This window comes from Novosphingobium arvoryzae (assembly GCF_014652615.1).
Lineage (GTDB): Bacteria > Pseudomonadota > Alphaproteobacteria > Sphingomonadales > Sphingomonadaceae > Novosphingobium > Novosphingobium arvoryzae.
The window spans coordinates 39,246-61,083 of the sequence record NZ_BMZD01000008.1 but is presented as its reverse complement, the minus strand read 5'-3'; the positions used below and the strand labels follow the sequence as shown (position 1 = coordinate 61,083).

At 66.2% G+C, this 21,838-nt stretch carries 22 protein-coding genes; 8 read left to right on the top strand and 14 right to left on the bottom strand.

What is annotated here, in order from left to right; translation table 11 throughout:
- Window positions 1-4: 4 nt before the first annotated feature.
- Window positions 5-748 carry an SDR family NAD(P)-dependent oxidoreductase gene (locus tag IE113_RS14030; protein ID WP_189542565.1) on the bottom strand — a complete coding sequence of 248 codons (744 nt, stop codon included), beginning with the start codon at window positions 746-748 and terminating at the stop codon, window positions 5-7.
- A gap of 52 nt (window positions 749-800) precedes the next feature.
- On the bottom strand, window positions 801-1,862 hold the full coding sequence (locus IE113_RS14025; protein ID WP_189542563.1) for a DUF7064 domain-containing protein: 1,062 nt from the start codon (window positions 1,860-1,862) through the stop codon (window positions 801-803).
- A 150-nt stretch (window positions 1,863-2,012) separates the two neighbouring features.
- Here IE113_RS14025 and IE113_RS14020 point away from each other — a divergent pair, with 150 nt between their 5' ends.
- Window positions 2,013-2,417 carry a Zn-ribbon domain-containing OB-fold protein gene (locus IE113_RS14020; protein ID WP_189542561.1) on the top strand — a complete coding sequence of 135 codons (405 nt, stop codon included), beginning with the start codon at window positions 2,013-2,015 and terminating at the stop codon, window positions 2,415-2,417.
- Window positions 2,414-3,586, top strand: coding sequence for a thiolase family protein (locus tag IE113_RS14015; RefSeq protein WP_189542559.1), 1,173 nt, complete (start codon window positions 2,414-2,416; stop codon window positions 3,584-3,586). The genes IE113_RS14020 and IE113_RS14015 overlap by 4 nt, the downstream gene beginning before the upstream one ends.
- On the opposite strand, the gene IE113_RS14010 is transcribed toward IE113_RS14015, so the two are convergent.
- The 7 genes from IE113_RS14010 to IE113_RS13980 are packed head-to-tail and all read right to left on the bottom strand — an operon-like array spanning window position 3,573 to window position 12,125.
- Window positions 3,573-4,910, bottom strand: a complete 1,338-nt coding sequence (locus IE113_RS14010) for an amidohydrolase family protein (RefSeq protein WP_189542557.1) — start codon at window positions 4,908-4,910, stop codon at window positions 3,573-3,575. The two genes, IE113_RS14015 and IE113_RS14010, sit on opposite strands and share 14 nt — an antisense overlap.
- Complete coding sequence (locus tag IE113_RS14005) at window positions 4,907-5,827, bottom strand: CoA transferase (RefSeq protein ID WP_189542555.1); 921 nt, start codon at window positions 5,825-5,827, stop codon at window positions 4,907-4,909. The genes IE113_RS14010 and IE113_RS14005 overlap by 4 nt, the downstream gene beginning before the upstream one ends.
- On the bottom strand, window positions 5,827-6,807 hold the full coding sequence (locus IE113_RS14000; RefSeq protein WP_189542553.1) for an enoyl-CoA hydratase/isomerase family protein: 981 nt from the start codon (window positions 6,805-6,807) through the stop codon (window positions 5,827-5,829). Before IE113_RS14000 ends, IE113_RS14005 begins: the two co-directional genes overlap by 1 nt.
- A 28-nt stretch (window positions 6,808-6,835) precedes the next feature.
- Window positions 6,836-8,065 (bottom strand): CaiB/BaiF CoA transferase family protein, encoded by a 1,230-nt coding sequence (locus IE113_RS13995; RefSeq protein WP_189542551.1) that lies wholly within the window; start codon window positions 8,063-8,065, stop codon window positions 6,836-6,838.
- A 13-nt stretch (window positions 8,066-8,078) separates the two neighbouring features.
- Window positions 8,079-9,554 carry an aldehyde dehydrogenase family protein gene (locus IE113_RS13990; RefSeq protein WP_189542549.1) on the bottom strand — a complete coding sequence of 492 codons (1,476 nt, stop codon included), beginning with the start codon at window positions 9,552-9,554 and terminating at the stop codon, window positions 8,079-8,081.
- Window positions 9,555-9,564: 10 nt separating this feature from the next.
- Window positions 9,565-10,821, bottom strand: coding sequence for a cytochrome P450 (locus tag IE113_RS13985; RefSeq protein WP_189542547.1), 1,257 nt, complete (start codon window positions 10,819-10,821; stop codon window positions 9,565-9,567).
- A complete protein-coding gene (locus IE113_RS13980) occupies window positions 10,818-12,125 on the bottom strand; it encodes an amidohydrolase family protein (protein ID WP_229822519.1) in 1,308 nt (435 codons plus the stop codon). The genes IE113_RS13985 and IE113_RS13980 overlap by 4 nt, the downstream gene beginning before the upstream one ends.
- Window positions 12,126-12,263: 138 nt before the next feature.
- Between IE113_RS13980 and IE113_RS13975 the strand changes: the two genes are divergently transcribed.
- Both IE113_RS13975 and IE113_RS13970 read left to right on the top strand, forming a co-directional pair.
- Window positions 12,264-12,686, top strand: a complete 423-nt coding sequence (locus IE113_RS13975) for a Zn-ribbon domain-containing OB-fold protein (protein WP_189542543.1) — start codon at window positions 12,264-12,266, stop codon at window positions 12,684-12,686.
- Window positions 12,686-13,870: a thiolase family protein gene (locus IE113_RS13970; protein ID WP_189542541.1), complete on the top strand. Its 1,185-nt coding sequence runs from the start codon at window positions 12,686-12,688 to the stop codon at window positions 13,868-13,870. The genes IE113_RS13975 and IE113_RS13970 overlap by 1 nt, the downstream gene beginning before the upstream one ends.
- Here IE113_RS13970 and IE113_RS13965 read toward each other — a convergent pair.
- The 4 genes from IE113_RS13965 to IE113_RS13950 form a co-directional block, all read right to left on the bottom strand.
- Window positions 13,867-14,652, bottom strand: coding sequence for a FadR/GntR family transcriptional regulator (locus tag IE113_RS13965; protein WP_189542539.1), 786 nt, complete (start codon window positions 14,650-14,652; stop codon window positions 13,867-13,869). The two genes, IE113_RS13970 and IE113_RS13965, sit on opposite strands and share 4 nt — an antisense overlap.
- A gap of 96 nt (window positions 14,653-14,748) precedes the next feature.
- A complete protein-coding gene (locus IE113_RS13960) occupies window positions 14,749-15,609 on the bottom strand; it encodes an SDR family NAD(P)-dependent oxidoreductase (protein ID WP_189542537.1) in 861 nt (286 codons plus the stop codon).
- Window positions 15,602-16,102: an SDR family oxidoreductase gene (locus IE113_RS13955; RefSeq protein ID WP_189542535.1), complete on the bottom strand. Its 501-nt coding sequence runs from the start codon at window positions 16,100-16,102 to the stop codon at window positions 15,602-15,604. Before IE113_RS13955 ends, IE113_RS13960 begins: the two co-directional genes overlap by 8 nt.
- Entirely contained in the window at window positions 16,102-16,983 is an 882-nt protein-coding gene (locus IE113_RS13950) for an SDR family oxidoreductase (RefSeq protein WP_189542533.1), read from the bottom strand. Before IE113_RS13950 ends, IE113_RS13955 begins: the two co-directional genes overlap by 1 nt.
- Window positions 16,984-17,080: 97 nt before the next feature.
- Between IE113_RS13950 and IE113_RS13945 the strand changes: the two genes are divergently transcribed.
- The 4 genes from IE113_RS13945 to IE113_RS13930 all read left to right on the top strand — a co-directional run bounded on the left by IE113_RS13945 (window position 17,081) and on the right by IE113_RS13930 (window position 20,337).
- The gene (locus IE113_RS13945) at window positions 17,081-17,938 is read left to right on the top strand and encodes an SMP-30/gluconolactonase/LRE family protein (RefSeq protein ID WP_189542531.1); all 858 of its coding nucleotides are present in this window, start codon (window positions 17,081-17,083) and stop codon (window positions 17,936-17,938) included.
- Window positions 17,931-18,356, top strand: coding sequence for a nuclear transport factor 2 family protein (locus IE113_RS13940; RefSeq protein WP_189542529.1), 426 nt, complete (start codon window positions 17,931-17,933; stop codon window positions 18,354-18,356). Before IE113_RS13945 ends, IE113_RS13940 begins: the two co-directional genes overlap by 8 nt.
- Before the next feature lie 135 nt (window positions 18,357-18,491).
- Window positions 18,492-19,358 carry an SDR family oxidoreductase gene (locus IE113_RS13935; RefSeq protein ID WP_189542526.1) on the top strand — a complete coding sequence of 289 codons (867 nt, stop codon included), beginning with the start codon at window positions 18,492-18,494 and terminating at the stop codon, window positions 19,356-19,358.
- 1 nt (window position 19,359) lies between these two features.
- Complete coding sequence (locus IE113_RS13930; RefSeq protein WP_189542524.1) at window positions 19,360-20,337, top strand: NADPH:quinone oxidoreductase family protein; 978 nt, start codon at window positions 19,360-19,362, stop codon at window positions 20,335-20,337.
- Between the two features lie 4 nt (window positions 20,338-20,341).
- Here IE113_RS13930 and IE113_RS13925 read toward each other — a convergent pair whose 3' ends face one another.
- Window positions 20,342-21,838, bottom strand: a complete 1,497-nt coding sequence (locus tag IE113_RS13925) for a class I adenylate-forming enzyme family protein (protein ID WP_189542522.1) — start codon at window positions 21,836-21,838, stop codon at window positions 20,342-20,344.

Sequence of the window (21,838 nt, the reverse complement as noted above, 5' to 3'; positions counted from 1 at the left end):
CCGATCAGACCTGCAACGTGGCCCCGCCGCTGACCCGGATCGTCTCTCCGGTCACGAAGCTAGCGCCCGGCGAAACCAGCCATAGCATCGCGCTGACAATGTCCTGTTCAGCGCCGTCACGTTTCACGATCTGCATCCCTTTGACATGAGCCATGACGTCCGGGGACAGTTCGTTGCGGATGGTGTCGGTCAGGATCAGGCCCGGCGCGAGTGCGTTCACCCGGATCCCGTCCCCACCCAGTTCGTGCGCAAACGAGACCGTCAGCCCGCGCACGGCCAGCTTCGACACGCCATACGCCATTTGCGAGCCATATGCCGCCATCGACGAGATGTTGACGATTGCCGCGCCTTCCCGGCCCGCCATGAATGGCCGCGCGGCAAGCGTGCAATAGATCACGCCCCAGATGTTCACCTCGAACATCCGCCGCGTCCGGGCCGTGCCAAGTTCGCCAATCGGCTTGTTGGCCTCGGCCGAATGTATTCCGGCATTGTTGATCAGGATGTCGATGCCGCCATACCGCTTGGCGATATCCTGCATCAGGTCATGCATGGCCTGCTCGTCAGAGACGTCGCCGGCCGCCGCCTCGGCGTTTGGCCCGATCTCTGCCGCGGTCAGCCGGGCCGCCGCAAGATCGAGGTCAACCAGGATGACTTTCATCCCCTGATCGGCCAGCGCGTGCCCGAAGGCTTTGCCAAACCCCCGCGCGCCGCCGGTTATCACGGCGACGCGTTGCTGCAAACTCGTCATTGTTACGTCCTTTCATTGGCCGGGCAGAGCCCGGCCAGGCAACAACCAGGCGTCACTTCCACGCCCGCAGCGCTTGCAGCATCCGCTGGAAATGGCGGCCGTTCCAGACGTCCTGATCCTCGCCCCAGCCGATCTTGCCGTCGTAGTCCCAGCGCATCAGCTGGTTGGTGCCGTAACCGGCCTCGCTCATCCGGCTGATCGCGGTACCTTCGACGGTCATCGTCCGGCCCAGCGTGTCGACCAGTTCGACCTGCATGTGGCTGCACCAGCCGGTTTCGGGATTGCGGAACGAGCGCATCCGGCTGCCTTCCTTGGCAAGGTTGCCGAACGTGCCATCGCGTAGCAGATAGCCTCCGTTCATCGGGCTCCAGCCATCGGCATCGCCATCCTGCGGGCGGGCAAAGCCCAGGAAGCCGCTGTCGCCATCGGCATGGCCAAAGATGTACTGGATGCGTCCGCGCCCGCGTTCCCGCTCGATCTCGCGCCAGCGCGCGCCGCCGGGGTGCTTCACCCGGTCCAGATCGGTGGCATAGTTCTGCTTCTTGCTTTGCGCATAGGGTCCGCCGCGCGGCCCCCACGTACGGTCGCGCACGCTCCATGAATCGAAGGCGATATCCTCGCCGTTCAGCCGCATCGTGCCTTGCACCCGGCCCAGCTGGTCATAGTGCGGGGTCTGGATGAACGGCGGCTCGCCCGGTTCGAACCGGCGCGGCGGATGCACGCCGGTGAACACGAAATCGAGCGCGAAATCCCGATCCGGATCGGCATATTGCAGATGGTACTTCATCCCCGGCTCCAGCATTTTCAGCGTGTAGCCGCCGCCGGGGAAAGTGATGTCGCGCAAGTCCGGATTGTCCGGCATCGGCGCCTCCTCGACCTTCTTGTAATAGGCCATGCGGGTGGGATCGTACCCGGCATCGTCCCACACGAAGATGCGCCAGGTTACCGTCTTGCGGTTGGGATAGTAGGGCGTGTGAATCCAGCACCCGATCTTGCGCGCCGGAATGTTGAACGACCACCAGTTGGTTTCCGTTTCATAGGGATCGTCCGACAGCTGGTGATAGCAATCGTCTTCCGGCTTGAAGGCATAGGGATCGGTTTCAGGCGCGCTCATCGGGAATCTCTCTCAGTCAGCTTTACCGCTTTAAGGTAAACCTAGTTATATATGTTGCAAGGCCAAAGCAGCAGTTAGCGCTTGACCTGACCGTGCTTTCGGGCAGAAAACTGACGAAACGTCAATAAAGCGATCATTGGGAGATTCCGCTTGCGCCCCCTGCCCGAACTCACGCCGGAGAATACCGCTTTCTGGACCGGAGGCGAGCGCGGCGAACTGATGATCGCCTGCTGCGACGATTGCAACGCCGCGATCCATCCGCCGCAGATCGTCTGCCCCGCCTGCCTGTCGCGCAATGTCGCGGCGCGAGCGATGGCGGGGACCGGCACGGTCTATACCTGCACCGTCAACCACCAGCCGTGGATGCCCGATATGGCCGTGCCGTTCGCGCTGGCGGTGGTCGATGTGGATGGCGCCCCCGGCGTGCGAGTCACCGCCCCGGTGCTGACCGATGATCCCGAAAGCGTTGGTATCGGCCAGCGGATGCAGATCCGGTTCGAGGCGGCGGGCGATGTCTGGCTGCCCCACTGGCAACCGCTGGGAGCAGGCGCATGACCATGACCAAGGCCACCATCACCGGCACCGGCATGTCCACCATCGGCCGCAACACCGGCCGCCCAGCGATGGATCACCTGCTGGAGGCCGCCCAGCAGGCCATGACCAGCGCCGGGCTGACCCGCGACGATATCGACGGGATCTGCACCTATCCCGGCAAGGCGGACAATTCCCCCGGCATGTCGCCGCTCGGCACGGGCGAGGTGCGCGGCGCACTGGGCCTCAAGACCCGCTGGCACAGCGCCGTGCCCGATGGCCCCGCGCAAATGGCCCCGATCATGGTCGCGGCGATGGCGGTGATGACCGGACAGGCCCGGCACGTGCTGTGCTTTCGCGCGCTGACCGAAAGCTCTTCGCAAAGCGCCGGGCGGCGCGCCAGCATCGCGGGGGCGGGCAAGCCGCAGATCGGCGGATGGCTCAGCTGGCTGGTCCCGGTCGGCGCGATGTCGGCATCGAACTGGGCGGGCTGGATGGCCACGCGCTATTTCCACGAATTCGGCATGACGCGCGAGCATCTGGGCATGGTCGCCATCGGCCAGCGCCAGTTCGCGCTGATGAACCCCGCCGCCGTGATGCAAAAGCCGCTGAGCATGGCCGACTACCTCGACGCGCGGATGATCTCCTCCCCGCTGGGGCTGTTCGATTGCGACGTGCCGATTGACGGCGCGGCGGTGGTGATCGTTTCCGCCGCCGACGCCGCCCGCGACTGCGCCCGTCCGCCGCTGCGGATCGAGGCGCTGGGATCGGCGCTGCGCTCGGCTGAAACCTGGGACCAGCGGCCTGACCTAACCACCATGGGCGCGCACGATGCCGCAGCGGACCTGTGGGCGCGGACCGATTTCAAACCCGCCGATGTCGATGTGCTGGCGCTTTATGACGGGTTCAGCATTTTTGTGCCGCTGTGGCTCGAAGCGCTGGGGTTCTGCGGCCACGGCGAGGCAAAGGACTTCATCGCCGCCGGTAATATCGGCCCCGGCGGGCGGTTCCCGACGAACACGGGCGGCGGGCAGTTGTCGGGCGGGCGGCTCCACGGTTTCGGCCTGCTGCACGAGGCTTGCCAGCAACTGTGGGGCGAAACCGGCGCGCGGCAGGTGGCCAATGCCAAGACCGCTGTCTGCGGCATGGGCGGCGGGTTCATCGCGGGGGCGATGCTGCTCAATCGCGATTGAAGGCCACCGCTCCGCCGATGATCGTTGCCCGCACCCGCTCGGCGCTGAGGTCGGCCAGCACATCGGCCAACTCGCCCGAACACAGGATCAGGTCGGCGGGCGCGCCAACCGCGATGTCCCCTCGTGCGTACAACGTTAGCGCGGCAGCCGCGCCAATCGCCTCTCCCCGCCCCAGCGACAGGCCAGCGCGGGTCAACCGGTCCCGCGCCGTGCGCATTCCCAGCCATGGGTCGATGCTGGCATAGGGCGCGTCCGATCCGGCGCGCAGCGCAATGCCCGCCGCCAGCAGGCTGCCCGCACGATAGAGATCTTCCCACTGCCCCGCGTCCAGCGCGGCGCGATAGCGATCCCCCCGGTCGTGGATGAAGGCCGGGTTCGTCACCACCGTCAGCCCGGCCTGGGCAATCACCGGGATGAACACGGCGGGAATCATCCCGCCATGCTCGATCCGGTCGCCCGCGCGCGCGCCGCCCGCATCATCCAGCGCGGCGATGAACAACGCCAGCTCCGCTTCGGTCACGCAGTGCGCGGCAACATTCCGCCCAGCCCGCCGCGCCCAGGCGATCCGCACTGCCAGTGCATCGAGCGCGGGCGGATCGCGTTCGTCGATCAGCAACTTGAGCGGCCCCAGTGCATAGCCCGCCCCTGCCTCCAACGCCTCGCTGCCCATCAGAACCAGCCGCTGCGGCGGTTTGCCCGCCAGCAGCGCGGCCTCGGCAGGGCCGTTGTTCGCGCCCGCGTCAGTCAGCCCGGTCAGGCCCAGCGCGGCCAGATCCTGCCCCAGTCGGGCCAGATCGGGCACGGCGGCGGGCAGCGCGGCGGCGAGCCATTGGTCCTCGCGCCAGAACCGCCCGGTCGGCTGGCCCTGCGCGTCGCGTTCTGCCCCCGGTGGCAGCGGCGTGTTGCCGAGCCGCGCCAACGCGGGCGAATTGAGCACCCACAGCGCGCCGGTGCGGTCCTGCAAGCGCAGCGGCGTGTCGGCCAGCCACTGATCGAGCAGGGCCGCATCGGGCAACCCGCCCGCACGCTCGTCATAGCCCACCGCCCGCACCCAGCCGCCATGGCGCGGCCCGGCGCTCAGCGCTTGCTTGACCGCAGCAGGATCGATCAGCCCGGTCAGGTCGACCGAATGCCGCCGCGCCGCCGTGGCAAGAATATGCAGGTGGTGATCGTGCAGCCCCGGCAGCAGCACATCGCCGCGCCCGTCGATGTCCGGCAATCCGCGCGGCAGGTTGCGGCCCATCGCCGCGATCCGTCCGTCCGCCAGCGCCAGATCGACTGACGCCCCGCCCCACGGGCGCACATCGCGCAGCACCAGCGTCATGCCAGCCCCGCCGCATAGGCCGCCGCGACCCGCGCCATGGCCATGTCGATCAACCCGCGCTGGCCCGCCAGCACGGCCAGCGCGGCCTCCAGCCCGGTCAGCGGATCGGCCAGCGCATCGCCGCAGAAGCGCGGCTCGCCCTGCTCCCACCGGACCAGTCCGCCCGCCGCCGCGCAATCGTCACCAAACCCCACCCGCGCCGCACCCGGCCCGGCAAAGCCATGCGCGGTAATCGCAACCCAGGTGAGGCGCGGGAAAGCCGCCGGTTCCAGCCCCAGCCGCGCGAGGGCCGCAGGGCGCGCGCTGGTCACCACGACGTCGGCCTGCTCCAGTTCAGCGCGCAATCGCGCCCGGCCATCGGGATCGCGCAAGTCCAGCGCCAGCCGCGCCTTGCCCGCGTTGATCCGCGCGTCGAGCAGCGGGGATCCCGCCGGGGTCGGATCGGGCCGCCCCACACTCTCGATCCGCAGCACCTCCGCCCCGGCGCGCGCCAGCAATCCGGCGCAGAGCGGCCCGGCCCAGAGCGCCGACAAATCCACCACCTTGCGCGGCACCACGCTGCCGCCGGGTGCAGCCAAGGCTTGCGGCGCGCTCTCCCCCACGACCGCAACCGGCAGTTGCAGTTCCGCCGCGCGGTTGCGGAAATCGGCAGCCGTGCTGTCGCCCGCGGCTGCGGCGACAGCTTCCCACGGATCGCCATCCCGTCCGGTCAGCGCCGGGATCAGGTCCAGATCATCGCCGCGCGCCAGATTTAGCGCGATCCAGCCATCCCGCGCCGCGATCAACCGGCACGAACCGTTGGCCGATATCTGCCCCGGCGCGGCCAGCCCGCCCGGTGCGTCACGCGCCAGCAAATCCTGCGGTGTCAGGTCCAGTCCGGCCAGCCGCTGCGCCAGCACGTCGTGCAACCGCGCCATCACGGTTCGATACTGTGGATCAGGCCCCAGTCCAGCGCCTGTTTCGCGCCGATCCGGAAGGCTCCCAGCGCCAGCCACAGCAGCCGGTGCCGCCCGATGGCAAGCGCCACGCTGGCCGTGCCGCCCGCACCGGGGATCAGGCCCATGCCCAATTCGGGCAGTTGCACGACCAGATCGGGCGCGCCGATCCGGCGGGCGGCGGCGGCGGGCACCTCGATGCCGGAACCGATGCACGCGCCGTGGAGGTGTGCCTCTGCGCGCGGCCCCAGCCGGTGCAGCAACCGCGCGCAGGACCGCTGGGTCCGGATGACATGGGCAGCGGCCAGATCGCGCGCCGTGCCAAATTCGGGCAGGTCGCCGCCAGTCGAAAAGCAGCGCCCATCGGCGCGCAGGATCAAGCTGGGCAAGCTGGGATCTTCCAGCACGTTGACCAGCGCGCCATAGAGCGCGTCGCGCATCGCTGCCGTCATCGCGTTGCGATTGCCGGGAGAGGTGAGCGTCAGGGTGACCGTATCCCCTTGACGCTCGTAGCGCACCGGATCGGCGGCCTGCGCGCCGCCATCCTCGCGCGGGGCGGCTTCCAGCCAGCGCGCGAACTCACCCCCGCCCAGAAGCGTGGAGTAGGCCAGCGATTCCAGTTCCAACGCGCCCTCGAAGTCGAGCGTCTCTCCAAGCCGCAGCACCCGTGCCAGCATGGCGGTCGCGATCGGGCTTTGCGCAGCGGTTTGCGCCGCCGCCGCCAATTGCGCGTCCAGCCGGTCCGGCGCAACGCTCACCCACGGCGCGGGCGCGGCGGACCGGGTGGTGACCAGCGCATCGTATTCGGCCGGATCGAGCAGCGGCAGCGCGCCGGCCCGGTCCACCGCCACCATCACCCCGCCCGGCGGCACCGGATCGCCCGGCTCCACCAGCACCAGCGGCGATCCCGCCAGCGGGGACAGCGCTTCGGCGCCGATCAGGTCGGATGGAACGGTTGGCATTGCCCGTTCCATCGACCAATCGATCGGTTCAGGCAATGGCCCCCTTGCCCTTCAGCTCCTCGATCCGATCCCAGTCGAGGCCAAGCTCCATCAGGAACAGCTCAGTATGCTCGCTCGCCTCGGGCGCGCGGGTGTTGGTCACGGACTGCTTGTTGAACTGCACCGGGTTGGCCACCAGCTTGATCGGCGCACCGCCATCGGCGCTGTCGACTTCGAAGATCCAGCCGTTCGCCTGAACCTGCTCGTCATGCACGATATCGGCGGGGGACTGATAGGCCGCCCACTGGCCCTTCATCGTCTTGAGCCGCTGGAGCCAGTACGCGAAGGGCTTGGCCGCGATCGCCCGCTTCACTTCGGCAAAGGCTGCGGCAGAGTTTTCCCACAACTGCTCGATCGTCGCAAAGCGGGGATCTTCCGCGCAAGCGGGAATGTCGAGGTGCGCGAACGTATCCGCGATCAAGGGCGCAGGCGACAGCACAGTCAGGTTGATGAAGCCGCCATCGCTGGTCTTGAACACGCCCATGAACGGATTGGTGCCCACCACATCCTTGCCCGGCAGAGCATTGGCGAACGGGTTGACGTCCAGTTCCATGCACACGTCGATGCTGCACGCGGTCGCCCATATGCCCGATGACAGCAGCGAGACGTCCACCTCGGTCGCCTCTCCGGTGCGTTCGCGGTGGAACAGCGCGGCGGCGATCCCGCCCGCGATGTTCATCCCGCCGATGGTATCGCCATAGGCCGGCCCCGGCTGGGTGAGTGGCCCTTCAAGCTCCTTGGGCGTCACCAGCACCGCCGACCCGCCGCGCGCCCAATAGGCGGTGGAATCGAACCCGCCCTTATCGCGTTCCGGCCCCTTTTCCCCGAACGCGGACCCGCGCACATAGATGATGTCGGGGTTGGCGGCGCGAATATGTTCGATGTCTATGCCCAGCTTCTGCCGGGCAGAAGGCAGGTAGTTGGTCAGGAACACATCGCAGGTCTTGGCAATGGCATAGATCAGTTCGCGCCCTTCCGGCGTCGAGATATCGATGCCCACGCTGCGCTTGCCCCGGTTGGGGTGCTGCATCAGCGAGGAGCGTTGCGGATTGACCGCCAACCGCTGCAATTCCTTGATCCCGCGCTGGGCATCGCCGCGCACCGGGTGTTCGATCTTGATCACGTCTGCGCCCCAATCGGTCAGCACCGCACCCGCCGCCGGGACAAACGTGAACTGCGCAACTTCGAGCATGCGCACGCCCTTCATGACCTGGGTCATGGCAAATCCTCCCTTAAGCCGCGTGGAAACTGATGACTTTCTGATAGGTGAACTCGTTCAGCCCATCCTCGCCGTATTCGCGGCCATAGCCGGAGCGCTTGATCCCGCCGAACGGCGCGTCCGACAGCATCGTGCCGCCGCCGCCGTTGATCGAAACCCCGCCAGTGCGAATGCGCAGCGCCATTTCGAACGCGCGCCCCGCATCAGCGGAACAGATCGCGCCGGACAGTCCGAAATCGCTGGCATTGGCCAGCGCGATCGCTTCATCGTCATCGTCAAAGCCGATCACCGCGCCAATCGGGCCGAACACTTCTTCCTGCGCCAGACGGCTGTCGTTACGGACGTTGTCGAACAGCGTCGGCTGGAAATAGAAGCCCTTGTCCAGCCCATCCGGGCGCTTGCCCCCGGCGACCAGCGTCGCGCCTTCATCCAGTGCAATCTGGACATAGCGTTCGGTCCGTTCCCGCGCGACGGCGCGGATCAGCGGGCCGTAATTGACCGTGGGGTCCGCCGGATTGCCGATCTTCACATGGCCCAGCATCGCCTGCAAGGTCGCCACGAATTGCGGGCGAACGCTGTTGTGAACCAGATGCCGCGTGGTCAGCGCGCAGCCCTGCCCGCAATGCACGGTAAACCCGCCCAGCGCCGCATGCGCCGCTTCCTGGATATTGGCATCGGCGCGCACGATCAGCGCGGACTTGCCGCCCAGTTCCATCACGATCCGCTTCAGCGTCGGCGCGCCCTGCGCCTGGATCGCCTCACCCACTTTGTCCGATCCGGTGAAGTGGACCAGATCGACGCGGGCATCGGTCGTCAGCAGCTTGCCCGCCTCGATATCCCCGGTGACGATGTTGAGCACGCCCTTCGGCAGCCCCACCTCGTCAGCGATCTCGCCCAGGATCAGCGCCTGCATCGGGGTATAGGGAGAGGGTTTCAGCACCACGGTGCAGCCCACCACCAGCGCGGGGACGACTTTGCCGATGTTGAGGAAGAACGGGAAGTTATAGGGCGAAATCGCCGCGACGACGCCCACCGGCTCGCGGCTGACCACGCCCGTACCCAGCGTCTTGCCGCCAGCCGCATTAGGCGTGAGCTCAATCGGCAACGGCGTGATCGCCGGGCGGCTCGCCACCTCCACCGTGCGGCGGGCGTGCTTCATCGGGATGCCGTATTGCAGGAATTCGGCCAGCATCCGGGTCGATCCCGCCTCGGCCACGATCATGTCGACAATCTCGGCCTTGCGCGCGTCGATCGCGTCGAGGAACCGGGTCATCAGCGCCTGCCGACGGGCCACTGGCCAGTGCGGCCAGTCGCTGCGGTCAAACGCATGGCGCGCAGCCGCAATCGCGGCGTCAACTTGCGCCGCGCTGCCCACCGGGGCCTCGACCAGCAGGCTTTCGTCGGCCGGGTTGATCACCGGTTCGCGCGTATCAGTCGGCTGCCATTCGCCGCCGATGTAGATGCAACCGGGGTGTTTCAGGAATGCCATGTTCGGTCCTTCAAGGCTTGGCGGCAACGTCCCAGACGATGGGCAAGTTGCGAATGGACAGCAGGCCCGCCGTCACGGTGGTATCGGCGCCGGGCTTGACCCGGAACGTCGGCACGCGGTTCAGGAACTCTTCCAGCAGGATGCGCAGCTCGCGCCGGGCCAGATGCGCGCCCAGGCACAAGTGGACGCCGCCGACGAAGGTGAAGTGCCGGTTGGCCCCGCGCGCCGGATCGAACGTGCGTGGATTCTCGAACTGATCGGGATCGAAATTGCCGCTGGTGTTCAGACAGGTCACGTAATCGCCCGCTTTCAGCGTCACCCCGTCCCAGTCCAGATCCTGCTTCACCAGCCGGAACGAATTGACCAGCGGTTGCGTGCGCAGGAACTCCTCGACCGCGCTGTGGTTTAGTTCGGGCTGGTCGCGCAGGCGCTGTTGCAGCGGCTGATCCAGCGCCATGCGGCGGAACATCTGGCTGATGGTCGAGGCCACCGTATCCAGCCCGCCGAGCCACAGGAACCACGTCATCCCGATGATCTCGTCCGCGCTCATCGGCTGGCCGTCGATCACGCCGTTGGCGATGTGGCTGCCCAGCTTGTCATCCGGATTGGCCTGCTTTTCCGCGATGAATTCGCGCAAATAGGCAATTACCTGCCGCACCGCCGCGCCCATCCGGGCATGATCGCGCGAGTGCAGGATTTCGTATTCCCACGCCAGGAACTGTTCGAACATGGCGAATGGCAGGCCCATCAGGTCCAGGAACACCCGCACCGGAAAGACCCGGCCAAAGTCATAGGCGATGTCGACTTCGCCCTTGTGGGCGAAACTCTCGATCATCTCCACCGCCAGCGCGCGCACTTTGGGTTCCAGCTTTTTCAGCGCAACCGGCGTGAAATGGCCGTTCAGGAACTTGCGGTACTTGCCGTGCTGCGGCGGATCGATCCCCAACGGGATCGACGGGAACGTCTCTCCGGCCAGCAGCTGGAACTGCGCCACGCCCTTGGTGGAAAAGTGGTCGTTGTCCTCATAGACCCGGCGAATGTCCTCGTAATGCGCGACCACCCACGTGCCGACCGACTTGTCGCCGAACGGATAGGGGCTGTAGAGCAGGCGCGGCACACCGGGCGCACGCAGGGCGTCGGTCGGGAGGTAGGGGTCAAGCAGGTCGTTGCGCCCCCCGCCCAGTGCGAACCGCACATCCACCACGCGCTCGCGCGGCACATGCACGGGGGCGGGTTCTTCAACCCGCCACTCAGCCAGCGCGCTCATGCCGAAGCGAACATCCGTTCGATATCGCCCGACGTCACTGGACGCCGCGCCTTGCCGATGGCATCCATGCTGTCGGTTTTCAGCCCGCCCAGATTGTGGCGCGGCGAAACGTCCACATCCTTGCCCAGTTCGCGCAAGTGACCCACCGTGCAGTTCGCCTTGCCGCCGTTGAGGCCGAAGGCATCGAAGCTGTACTCGCGCATCACGTTTTCATGGGTGATCTTGTCCACAATCCGGGGGTCCAGCCCGTTGACCGAGGCCCACAGGTATTCCGGCACGTTCGGCCAGACGGTATCCGAATGCGGATAATCGCATTCATAGGCAACCATGTCGGCGTTCATGTAGTCAAGGTTCTTCACCCCGAACTGATCGTCAATGAAGCAGCTGATGATGTGCCGCTTGAACACGTCCGACGGGCGTTCTCCGGCAAAGTCGCTGAAGGTCCATTCACGGTGATGGTCGTACGTGAAATCGGCGCGTTCCAGGAAATAGGGCACCCAGCCGATCCCGCCTTCGGACAGCGCCATGCGGAGGTCGGGATAGCGCTTCCAGAAGCTGGCGAAAGTCCAGTCGGCGGCAGAATTGGCAATCGAGATCGGCATCGCGGTGATCCACGCGTCGATCGGGCTTTCAGGGCTGGGATGCAGCGCCCGCGCGCCAGTGCCGATATGGCAGTTGATCACCATCTTGTAATCGCTGCACGCCTTCCAGAACGGTTCCCAGTATTCGTTGTGGATGCTGGGCAGGCCGATGTTCGACGGGTTGTCGGAAAACGACACGGCGTGCACGCCAAGGTCGCTCATCCGCTTCAGTTCCTTCAGCGTTTCGGCCATGTCCCAGGCAGGCACAAGGCACATCGGGATGAACCGGCCAGGCGCGGCGGCACACCATTCCTTGACGTGCCAGTCATTCCACGCCTGCACCGCCAGCAGCGACGCCGCCGGGTCCTTTTGCGCCATGCCGACGAACACGCCGCCCGCAAAGCTGGGCATCGTCGGGAAGTTCAGGCTGGCCAGCACGCCGTTGGCGTTCATATCGTCGACGCGCAGCTTGGGATCGTAAGTGCCGGGGCGCAGCTGCTCGAACGTGGTCGGCTCCATCCCGTATTCGCTGCGCGGGCGGCCCACCACTGCGTTCAGGCCAATGGTGGGAAAACGCGCGCCGTTCCATTGCCAGATGTCCTTGCCATCTTCGTGGACAATGCGCGGTGCCTGATCCTTCTTGCCTTCAGGATAGTGCCGGATGAAAGCCTCGGGCGGCTCGACCGCGTGATCGTCAACGCTGATGATGACCATGTCGTTCATTTGCATCGCATCTCTCCTGTCAGGTCGGCGTATGGTTCGCGACTCAAAAACTGATAATGTGTCAATTTATCCGATGGACGCTCTCCCCGCAATGGGATATTTGCAACCTGGTTAGATAAGTCACGGCAGAGGACGAGGATGCACACACCCAAACCGCCCGCCCGGATCCCGCCCGCCGTGGACATGGACAGCCAACCCTACTGGACCGGCGGCAAGGATGGGCAATTGCTGATCCATCGCTGCGCCGATTGTGCGTATTTTGTGCACCCGCCAGTGCCGTTCTGCCCCGCCTGTGAAGGCCGCAACGTCGCGCCGGTGCCGGTATCGGGGCGCGGACGGGTGGCGACGTTCACCATCAACCACAAGCAATGGGTGCCCGGCCTGCCGGTCCCTTATGTGCTGGCGCTGGTCGAACTGGAGGAGCAGGCCGACGTCCGGCTGGTCGGCAACATCACCCACTGCGACCCGGCCGAGGTGACGTTCGGGATGGCCGTTGAGGTCTGGTTTGAGCAGCTTGATGACCTGTGGGTGCCGCTCTTTCGTCCTGTGGAGCGCCTCTGATGACCCGTTATGCCGAAAAAGACACCGCCATCACCGGAATCGGCATGTCCGAAGTATCTCGCGGCGCGACCAAATCGGCGCTCGCGCTGACCGTCGATGCCTGCCTTGAAGCCATTGCCGACGCCGGCCTGACCCGCGCCGAGATTGACGGAATCGCCACCTGGCCGGGCGAACGCGCCGATGGCTCGGGCTTCTCGGCGGTCGGCTGCGCAGCGGTGCAGGACGCGCTGCGGCTCAAGCTGGGCTGGTATGCCGGGGGCGGCGAAGCGCCGGGACAGTACGGTGCGGTGTTCAACGCGATCGGCGCGATCGCTGCCGGACTGTGCCGCAACGTGTTGATTTTCCGTACAATGTACGAAGCCACCGCGCGCAAGACCGCGTTCGCCAATGCCCTGCTGAAAGAAGGCCAGCGCCAGGCCGGGCCGTTTGCGTGGTATGCACCGTATTACACGTATGCCGCCGCGCTCCAGCAGGCGCTGTTCTTCAACCTCTATGTCCACAAAAGCGGGATCACGCTCGAACAGGTCGCGCAGATCCCGATCAACCAGCGCCGCAATGCCGGACTGAACCCCAAGGCGGTCTATCGCACGCCCATCACGCTCGCCGATTACCTCGCCGCCCCGCTCATCGCCACGCCGCTGCGGCTATTTGACTGCGATGTCCCCTGCGACGGTGCCGTCGCGATCATCGTCTCGCGGCTCGACGTGGCGCGCGGCTTGCGCAACCCGCCGGTGCGGATCGAGGCAATCGGATCATCGATGCAGTACCGCAATTCGTGGACCCAACTCGATGCACTCGACACCCAGGCCCAGCCCAAAGTGGCAGAGATGATGTGGAGCCGGACCGACCTGAAACCGGCGGATGTCGACATCGCCCAGCTCTATGACGGGTTCACCTTTCACACGCTCAACTGGCTCGAAAACTTCGGATTTTGCGAACGCTACGGCGCGAAGGACTTCATCGAGGGCGGCACGCGGATCGCGCTTGAAGGGGATCTGCCGGTCAATACCGGCGGCGGCGCGCTATCGGCCGGACGGCTCCATGCCTACGGCGCGGTTCACGAAGCCTGCACCCAGTTGTGGGGTCGGGGCGGCGAACGTCAGGTCAAGGGCGGGCCGCAAGTCTGCGCAACATCTACGGCAGGCGGACCGTTGGCCGGAGCAATGTTGCTGGTGCGCGATTAACCGAGCGAATCCACCACCCGGTCGCCCTCGCCCTCGCTGGTCCAGGTGGCATTGGCATTGTTGAGATGCAGCCGCCAATGCGCCACTGCTTCCTCGACCTGGCCGGCCTCGATCAGGTCGACGACCTTTTCATAGGAGCGCAGCCCGGCCCGATGACTCTTGCGGCGCGCTTCGGGTGAGCGAGCATGGCGGCGCTGAAACTCGCGCTGATGCTTCGCGGCCAGGTTCAGCAGCATCCGGCTCATGAAGGTCAGTGTCTTCAGGCCCGTCGCGGCAACCAGCGACTGGTGAAACACTTCAACCTTTTCAATGAATTCCTCGTGCTTTTCCTCGTCCAGCAAGGCCGCCATTTCCGCCAGCAAGGTCCGCAGGCGCACGATCGCGCCGCCGCCCTTGTCCGTCGCCAGCCAGCGCACCACCGACGGCTCGATCGCCAGCCGCGCCTGATAAAGATCAGCGATGGTCGTCCCCTGCGCTTCCAGCATATACCCGGCATAGCGCGACACGAGATCGACCGACGGCTTGTGAACTTTCGCCCCGGTGCGCGATCCGCGCACCACGCTGATCAGCCCTTCGGCTTCCAGAATGCGGAACGCTTCGCGCAAAGTCGGTCGCGAAATGCCCAGGCTGTCCATCAGCTGGCCTTCCGGCGGCAGAGTATCGCCCTCGTTCAGCTCACCCCGAATGATCTGTGCGCGGATCTTGTCGGCCACGATTTCGCTGGTCTTGGGAACGTGGATTCGCGTGGTCAGGCCGGTATCGTCATCATTGCCAAGTAGCATCGCACGCCCTCCTCGGCGGGCGTCGCCCGCAGTCCCTGGAGCACAGATAGTAAACGTGGTTTTATAACTAAAGGGAAATCGGCAACAGCGGCGGAGTTATCCACCAAAGGTCAGGCCTTCGTTCAACGTCCACTTACCGTTGCTGCCCCGCACCCAGCCACCTGCGGCCCAGGTTCCCCCGTCCACGGGCAGCGTTACGCCCGTTACATAGCTGGCAAGCGATGAGCAAAGGAAAACAGCAACATCGCCGCATTCGGCGTCCGCGCCCTCGCGGCCCAGCGGGATCAGCCGGTTCATGGCGTCGGCCTCCCCGGGCGACGGTTTGCGCCAGCTGGCCGGATCGACTGGCCCGGCGCGGTTACCCTGGTTGCCGGGCGTAACCGTGTGATCGGGCGCGATGCAGTTGACCCGGATGCTGTGGCCGGACAGTTCCACCGCCATCGATTTGGTAAAGCTGACCATCCCGGCCTTGCACGCGGCATAGACCGCAAAGTTTGGCGCGGCGCGCTCCGCCTCGATTGAGGCGACATTGAGAATCGCCCCGCCCCGCCCTTCGCGCACCATGATCGGTGCGGCAGCGTGAGTCGCAGCCAGCATCGACACCAGATTGATGTCGATATGCCGCCGCCAGCTGCGCTCGCTCTGCTCCAGAAAGGGCCGGGCCGACACGCCGCCCGCGTTGTTGATCAGGATGTCGAGCCGCCCGAACGCCGCATCGGTGGCCGCAATCGCGCTGCGCAATGCCTCGGTGTCCATAGCGTCCCCTGGCAGTACCAGCGCCTGCCGGCCCAGCTCCGCGATCCGCGCGGCGGTTTCCTCTGCGCGTTCGGGAATGATCTCGAACAGCGCGACATCGGCTCCGGCTGCCGCCAGTCCCAGCGCGATCGCCCGGCCGATCCCGCCGCCGGCACCGGTTACAAACGCCACTTGCCCGTCAAGCCGCCCTCGCTCAGTCATCAAGGCCCACTCCCATCACTGCGCCGGTGACATAGGCGGCGTAGTCGCTGGCGAGATAGGCCACGAGATTGCCCAGCGTTGCGTCATCCGCCTCGGTCTGCACCGTGTTGACCCGGATCCCGTCGCGCGCCCATTCGACGCCCAAAGTTTTGGTCAGGTTGCCCAACGCGCCCCCTGCCGCAGCCTGATCGGCACCAAGTGCCTGTTCCGGCGCGCCGACGAATACCACTGTCCCGCCCTTGCCCGCCGCGCGGCGCGCAGCGGCGAAATCCTTCGCCAGCAGGAACCGCTGATCGAGCCCGGCGTCCAGTGTCGCGCGCCATTCGGCATGGCTCTGCTCGTGCGCCAGCTGGACTGGCGGCGGCGGCGCGACATGGATCAGCACGTCACAATCGCCGTCCGCCACCAGCGTGGCCCCTTGAGCGGTCAAGGCCGTCGCAATCGCCGGGCAATGGCCGACCAACCGCGCGGTGCGTCCATCCAGCCAGCCCATCAGCGCCACCCCCACGGACCTTCGGCCCGTTCGCGCGGCGGGACATAGTCCGGCATCATCAGCGAGCGGCGCAGGCTTTCGCCCCCGTCCTGCACGATCACCTGACCGGTCAGCCCCGCCAGCAATGGCGTGCAGGTCATCGCCGAGAGCCAGCCGAATTCGTGGATCGAGCCTGTCCGGCCCGCCGGGATCATGTTCTGCAAGACTTCGGTTCCCCCTTCGCGGCGGCCAGCGGTCGATGTTTCGTGGGGAAAGAAACCGGCGGCGATTGCGTTCACGCGGATGCCGAAAGCCGCCCAGTCCCGCGCCAGCTTCTTCGTCATCGTCGCCTGCGCGGTCTTGGCGGCGGCGGAGTGCGCGTCGCCGGGAAAGCCGGTCCAGATATACTGCGCCGAATTGTTGATGATCGCCCCGCCCTGCCCCCGCGCAATGCGGCGGCGGGCAAATTCGGTGGAGCACAGGAACGTCCCGTCGATGGCGATCCGCGTTACTGCATTCCACGCGTTGACCGAAATATCCTCGGCCAGGACCGGGAAATTGGCGCCAGCATTGTTGGCCAGCAGGCTGACCGGACCGAGCGCCCGTTCAGCCTCGTCAAACGCAGCCGCTACCTGATCGGGCCAGCGCACATCGCAGCTGATCGCGTGCGTCCGCACGCCCAGTGCGGCGATCCTAGCGGCGCCCGCTTCGGCCTTGTCGATGCTCCGACCAATCACCGCGACGTTTGCCCCGCCCTGGGCAAAGGCCATCGCCATTGCCAACCCCATGCCGGTTCCGCCCCCGGTCACCAGCACTGTCTGTCCGGCAAAGATGTCCGCCGGATAGGGCGGCGCGCCAAACGGCGGCGGCAAGGGCACGATATGGTGGCTTGGCACTGGCATGATACAGGTTCTCCCGCCCGCAGGGTTGCGCAGGCGCCGAGGCCATGTCAAGACATAGATAACCAGGTTATATAAGCCGAGCCGAACAGGAGGGTGTATGGAGATCGTTGCCGAGGGGCTGGCCTTTCCCGAAGGTCCGGTGGTCATGGCCGATGGCTCCGTCATCGTGGTCGAACTGGCGGGTGGGCGGATCACGCGCTGCTGGGGCGGGCGCAAGGAAGTGGTCTGCGAAATCGGCGGCGGCCCCAACGGCGCGGCCATCGGGCCGGACGGCGCGCTTTATGTCTGCAACAACGGCGGGCTCGATACCGCGGAGTTCCAGAACGCGCGCGGCCCCGGCGCCGAAGGGCGGATCGAGCGGGTGGACCTTGCCACCGGCAAGTTCGAACGCCTGTTCGATGCCTGCGACGGTATACCGCTGCAAGCCCCCAACGATCTGGTGTTCGATGCCGACGGGCGGCTGTGGTTTACCGATCTGGGCAAGAGCCACGACGGCATCCGCACTGCCAGCGGCCTGTTCACCTGCCGGGTGGATGGCTTGGAAATCACCGCGATCGACCGGCATCCGCTGTCCTACAATGGCGTCGGCCTGTCCCCCGATGGCAGCACGATCTATTGCGCCGACACCCATCAGGCGCGGATCTATCGCTATGACCGCAAGGTCAAACCCCAGCGCGGCATCTGGGTCGCCACCGCGGCGGGACCGGTCGGGTTTGACAGCCTGGCGGTGACGGCGGCGGGCAATGTCTGCATCGCGACGCTGTTCGATGGCGGGATCACCACGATCACGCCCGGCGGCCAGACCACCAAACGCGACTTCGGCGATCGCTACACCACCAACATCGCGTTTGGCGGTGCCGACATGCAGGATGCCTGGATCACACTGTCCTCACGCGGGCAACTGGTGAAAGTGCGCTGGGACGAGCCCGGCCTGAAGTTGCATTTCAATGGTTGATCTGGCCACCGACCGCGACGCGATCCGCGACCTCCTCGCGCGCTATACCTACAACGGCGACCGGGGTCGGGTGGCCGAACTGGCCGCCTGCTTTGCCGATGATGGCACAATTGAATTCCCCGGTAACAGCGCCACCGGCCCCGCCGCGATTGCTGCGGCGCTGTCTGGCGGCGGCGTGCGCAATCCGGCGCTGACCTTCGTGCGCCACCACATCACCAACCCCTTGATCGAAGTGCACGGGGATACGGCGACCGCGCGCAGCTATTTCGCCGTCCACACCGATATCGGGCCAGACCACAGTGGCACCTATTCCGACACGCTGTTGCGGACACCAGACGGCTGGCGCTTTGCCCACCGGCTGGTGCGGATCGACTGGCAATCGCCGCAATCGCTGTTTCGGCCGATGGTCACGCGGTGATCTTGGTGGACGCCTTCATGGCATTTCGACACAGTCCGGACCTGCCCGGCTTCCAGTTTCGCGCCAAACGAGACGCATGCCCCCGAACACTATGATATCGGAGCCGATCAGGCCCGAATGGCAACAGGAAAACCCATGTCAGATTGGAACGCCAAGCACATCGTCGTTACCGGGGCCGCATCCGGAATTGGCCGGGCGATGGTTGAAGCCCTGGTCGCCGCCGGGGCAACCGTGCTGGCCAGCGATATTGCGCAAGCGCCGCTTGCAGCACTGGGCCGCGAACTGGGCGCGTCGGTGCGCACGCAGGTTTGCGACATTGCCGATCCATTCGCAATCGAAGCGCTGGCCCTGCGCGCCGTTGCCGAATTCGGCACAGTCGATGCCGTGTTCGCAAACGCCGGGGTGATCGCCAATGGCCCGCTGATAAAAGCCAGCGTGGCCGAGTTTGACTGGATTTTCGCCATCAATGCACGCGGGGCCTGGGCCACGATGAGCGCGTTTGCCCGGGTCATGCTGGGGCAGGACAGTGGCGGGCGGATTTGCGTGACTGCGTCTGAACACTCGCTGGGTCTGCAACACACGGGTGCTGGGCTTTATACCGCCACCAAGCACGCCGTACTGGGCTTTGCCGATGTGATGCGGGCCGAACTGCCGCCCAAGATAAGCGTCAGTGCGTTTTGCCCCGGACTCGTCGCTACCAATCTTGGCGATGCGCTTCGCCCTGCCAATCTCCCGCAGCTGGGCGAGCGCCAGCGTGCGCTGGGCAAAGCCGTGCAGCAGCACGGCATGCCCGCCGTCGCGGCAGCCCGCGCGGCGCTGGAGGGAACCTTGCGCGGGGATTTCCTGATCGTTACCCACGCTAACGCCCTCGCCGCCGCGCAGCGCCGTTATGCTGAGATCGAAGCTGCCTTCGCCGAACAAGCGCCGGTGGACGAAAACGTTGCTCGCTATGACGTCAACCGTATCGTGGCCGATGTTTTGGCCGCACAGAAGGGGGCCTGACATGGTGCGTGTCGTCATTGCCGATCAACTCGGCCCACCCGAGACTTATGACCTGCGCGAAGTGCCCGCGCAGCACTTGCGCGAAGGTCAGGTCCGGGTCGCGATCCGGGCTGCCGGGATCAGCTTCGTCGATGTATTGACCGCCGGCGGCAACTATCAGGTCAAGCCGCCCGTGCCGTTCATTCCCGGCAGCGAAGCGGCGGGCGTGGTGCTGGAAGTGGCCGACAGCGTTAGCACACTGGTGCCCGGCGACCGGGTGGTCTGCACCGGCTGGGGCGGCCTGTTCGCGACCGAAGCCGTCCTGCCGCAGCGGATGGTACGCGCGCTGCCGGAGGGGATCGGCTTTGCCGAAGCGGCGGTATTTCCGGTCAGCTCTGCCACCGCCTGGCACGCCTTGGTTGACCGCGCCGCGATTCGCCCCGGCGAAACGCTGCTGGTGCTGGGTGCTGGCGGGGCCACGGGCTATGCCGCAGTGCAAGTTGGCAAGCACCTTGGCGCGCGCGTGATCGCCTCTGCCTCCAGCGCGGACAAGCGCGCGCTGGCGCTGGCGGGCGGGGCGGATGTGGCGGTCGAGGCCGGGGCCGACGATTGGCGCGATCAGGTCAAGGCCGCGAACGGCGGCAAGCCGGTCGATGTAGTGTTCGATCCCGTGGGCGGTGACGCGACCGATCCGGCATTCCGCTGCCTCGGCTGGGGCGGGCGGCATCTGGTGGTCGGATTTCCCGGCGGCATGGCCACGCTGCGCACCAATCTGGCGCTGATCAAGGGTGCCAGCCTGATCGGCGTCGATATCCGCCAGTTCGGCGAATATGAACCCGACCGGGCCGAGGCCAACCGCGCCGAAACCTTCCGGCTGGCCGCCCTCGGCGTGCTGCGCCCAGCCGTCGCACACAGCTATCCGCTGGAACAATTCCGCACCGCGATGGCTGAAGCCGCGCGCGGCGAAACCGCCGGGCGGATCGTGCTGACGATGAACTGACGAACTATTCCGCCAGGATCAACTTGACCTCGCGCCGCAGCAGCTTGCCCATTTCGTTGTAGGGCAGGCTCGGCACGAACAGGATGCGTTCGGGCACCCGGCTGGAACGCAGGCGCGCGCGGATCAGTTCCTTTAGTTCTTCGTCGCCCGGTTGATCGCAGCCGCCGCGCAGCACGGCGGCGAGGCCCACGGCCTCGCCCCATTCGGCGGAAGGAATCGCCACGGCGGCGACGTCGGCAATCGCGGGATGGGTCAGCAGGACATCCTCGATCTCGCCGGGCGAAATGTTCTCACCCCCGCGCACGATCACGTCGTCGGCGCGGCCCGACAGGAACAGATAGCCGTCCTCGTCCAGATATCCGGCATCGCGGGTCGGGAACCAGCCATCGGCATCCAGCGCGCTCTTTTCGCGGTATTCGCCCGACACCTGATCGCCGCGGACATAGATCTCGCCCGGCTGGCCGTGGGGCAGAACCTCGCCGCTTTCGCCCCGGATTTCAAGTTCGATCGTCGGCAGCGGCTTGCCCACCGAAGCGAGCCGGGCCCGCACTTTGGGATCGCTCGCCCCATGCGCGGCGCGGTGCTCCTCCGGCCCCAGCAGGGCAACGGTGGAGCTCGTTTCGGTCAGGCCATAAGCATTGGTGAAACCGGTGTCCGGAAACAGGTCCAGCGCCCGTTGGATCAGTTCCAACGGCATCTTGCCGCCGCCATAGGCGATGGAGCGCAGCGATGAGATGTCGGCATAGATACCCTTGTCCAGCGCGTGAATGATCCGGCTGAGCATTGTCGGCACGACAAAGGCATTGGTCGCGCGTTCGGCATCGACCAGCTTCAGCCAGGCATCGGGCGCGAAAGCGGGTAGAAGCACGATCCGGCGCTGGGCATAGATCGACGAGATCAGCGCGGCGATGCCAGCGATGTGATAAGGCGGCACCGACACCAGCGCGGCGTCGCTTTCCTCGGCCGAAGCGAACTCCACCGTGCCGAGGATATAGGACACTAGGTTCGAATGGCGCAGGATCGCCGCCTTGGGTGCAGCCGTGGTGCCGCTGGTGAACAGCTGGATCGCAACCCCCTCGCCCGCGTCATAGTCCGCACCGTCGCTGGCGACCGCTTCCTGCGCGGCCAGCGTGAATTCGGCGCGCGGATAGACCACATGGCCCTGATCCGGGGTGAGCCGGGCCACCCGCGCCGCATCGCCCACGATCAGCGCCGGAGCGATCCGCCCCAAAAGCCCCGCCAGATCGGCATCGGCCAACCGGTAATTGAGCGGGCAATAGGGCACCCCGGCCAGCGCCGCGCCGAACAGCGCGATTACCGATGCCTCGCTGCTTTCATCCAGCAGCGCGACATGGCTGGCCCCGGAATCGACGATCAGTTCATACGCGCCGCGCGCGGCGGCCAGCAGTTCGCCGTAAGTCCAGCGCTTGCCATCGCAGACCAGCGCGATGCGATCGGTCGCGGCATCGGCCGCCATTTCGAGCAGAAGGGCGATATTCAT

What these genes read in the sequence shown, in the direction of transcription:
- IE113_RS13975 (WP_189542543.1), top strand. Translation starts at nt 12,264, where the DNA reads ATGCACACACCCAAACCGCCCGCCCGGATCCCGCCCGCCGTGGACATG.
- IE113_RS13965 (WP_189542539.1), bottom strand. Translation starts at nt 14,652, where the DNA reads ATGCTACTTGGCAATGATGACGATACCGGCCTGACCACGCGAATCCAC.
- IE113_RS14025 (WP_189542563.1), bottom strand. Translation starts at nt 1,862, where the DNA reads ATGAGCGCGCCTGAAACCGATCCCTATGCCTTCAAGCCGGAAGACGAT.
- IE113_RS13990 (WP_189542549.1), bottom strand. Translation starts at nt 9,554, where the DNA reads ATGGCATTCCTGAAACACCCCGGTTGCATCTACATCGGCGGCGAATGG.
- IE113_RS13925 (WP_189542522.1), bottom strand. Translation starts at nt 21,838, where the DNA reads ATGAATATCGCCCTTCTGCTCGAAATGGCGGCCGATGCCGCGACCGAT.
- IE113_RS14000 (WP_189542553.1), bottom strand. Translation starts at nt 6,807, where the DNA reads ATGCCAACCGTTCCATCCGACCTGATCGGCGCCGAAGCGCTGTCCCCG.
- IE113_RS14010 (WP_189542557.1), bottom strand. Translation starts at nt 4,910, where the DNA reads ATGACGCTGGTGCTGCGCGATGTGCGCCCGTGGGGCGGGGCGTCAGTC.
- IE113_RS13945 (WP_189542531.1), top strand. Translation starts at nt 17,081, where the DNA reads ATGGAGATCGTTGCCGAGGGGCTGGCCTTTCCCGAAGGTCCGGTGGTC.
- IE113_RS13935 (WP_189542526.1), top strand. Translation starts at nt 18,492, where the DNA reads ATGTCAGATTGGAACGCCAAGCACATCGTCGTTACCGGGGCCGCATCC.
- IE113_RS14005 (WP_189542555.1), bottom strand. Translation starts at nt 5,827, where the DNA reads ATGGCGCGGTTGCACGACGTGCTGGCGCAGCGGCTGGCCGGACTGGAC.
- IE113_RS13970 (WP_189542541.1), top strand. Translation starts at nt 12,686, where the DNA reads ATGACCCGTTATGCCGAAAAAGACACCGCCATCACCGGAATCGGCATG.
- IE113_RS13960 (WP_189542537.1), bottom strand. Translation starts at nt 15,609, where the DNA reads ATGACTGAGCGAGGGCGGCTTGACGGGCAAGTGGCGTTTGTAACCGGT.
- IE113_RS13980 (WP_229822519.1), bottom strand. Translation starts at nt 12,125, where the DNA reads ATGAACGACATGGTCATCATCAGCGTTGACGATCACGCGGTCGAGCCG.
- IE113_RS13985 (WP_189542547.1), bottom strand. Translation starts at nt 10,821, where the DNA reads ATGAGCGCGCTGGCTGAGTGGCGGGTTGAAGAACCCGCCCCCGTGCAT.
- IE113_RS13950 (WP_189542533.1), bottom strand. Translation starts at nt 16,983, where the DNA reads ATGCCAGTGCCAAGCCACCATATCGTGCCCTTGCCGCCGCCGTTTGGC.
- IE113_RS13955 (WP_189542535.1), bottom strand. Translation starts at nt 16,102, where the DNA reads ATGGGCTGGCTGGATGGACGCACCGCGCGGTTGGTCGGCCATTGCCCG.
- IE113_RS13930 (WP_189542524.1), top strand. Translation starts at nt 19,360, where the DNA reads ATGGTGCGTGTCGTCATTGCCGATCAACTCGGCCCACCCGAGACTTAT.
- IE113_RS13940 (WP_189542529.1), top strand. Translation starts at nt 17,931, where the DNA reads ATGGTTGATCTGGCCACCGACCGCGACGCGATCCGCGACCTCCTCGCG.
- IE113_RS13995 (WP_189542551.1), bottom strand. Translation starts at nt 8,065, where the DNA reads ATGACCCAGGTCATGAAGGGCGTGCGCATGCTCGAAGTTGCGCAGTTC.
- IE113_RS14030 (WP_189542565.1), bottom strand. Translation starts at nt 748, where the DNA reads ATGACGAGTTTGCAGCAACGCGTCGCCGTGATAACCGGCGGCGCGCGG.
- IE113_RS14015 (WP_189542559.1), top strand. Translation starts at nt 2,414, where the DNA reads ATGACCATGACCAAGGCCACCATCACCGGCACCGGCATGTCCACCATC.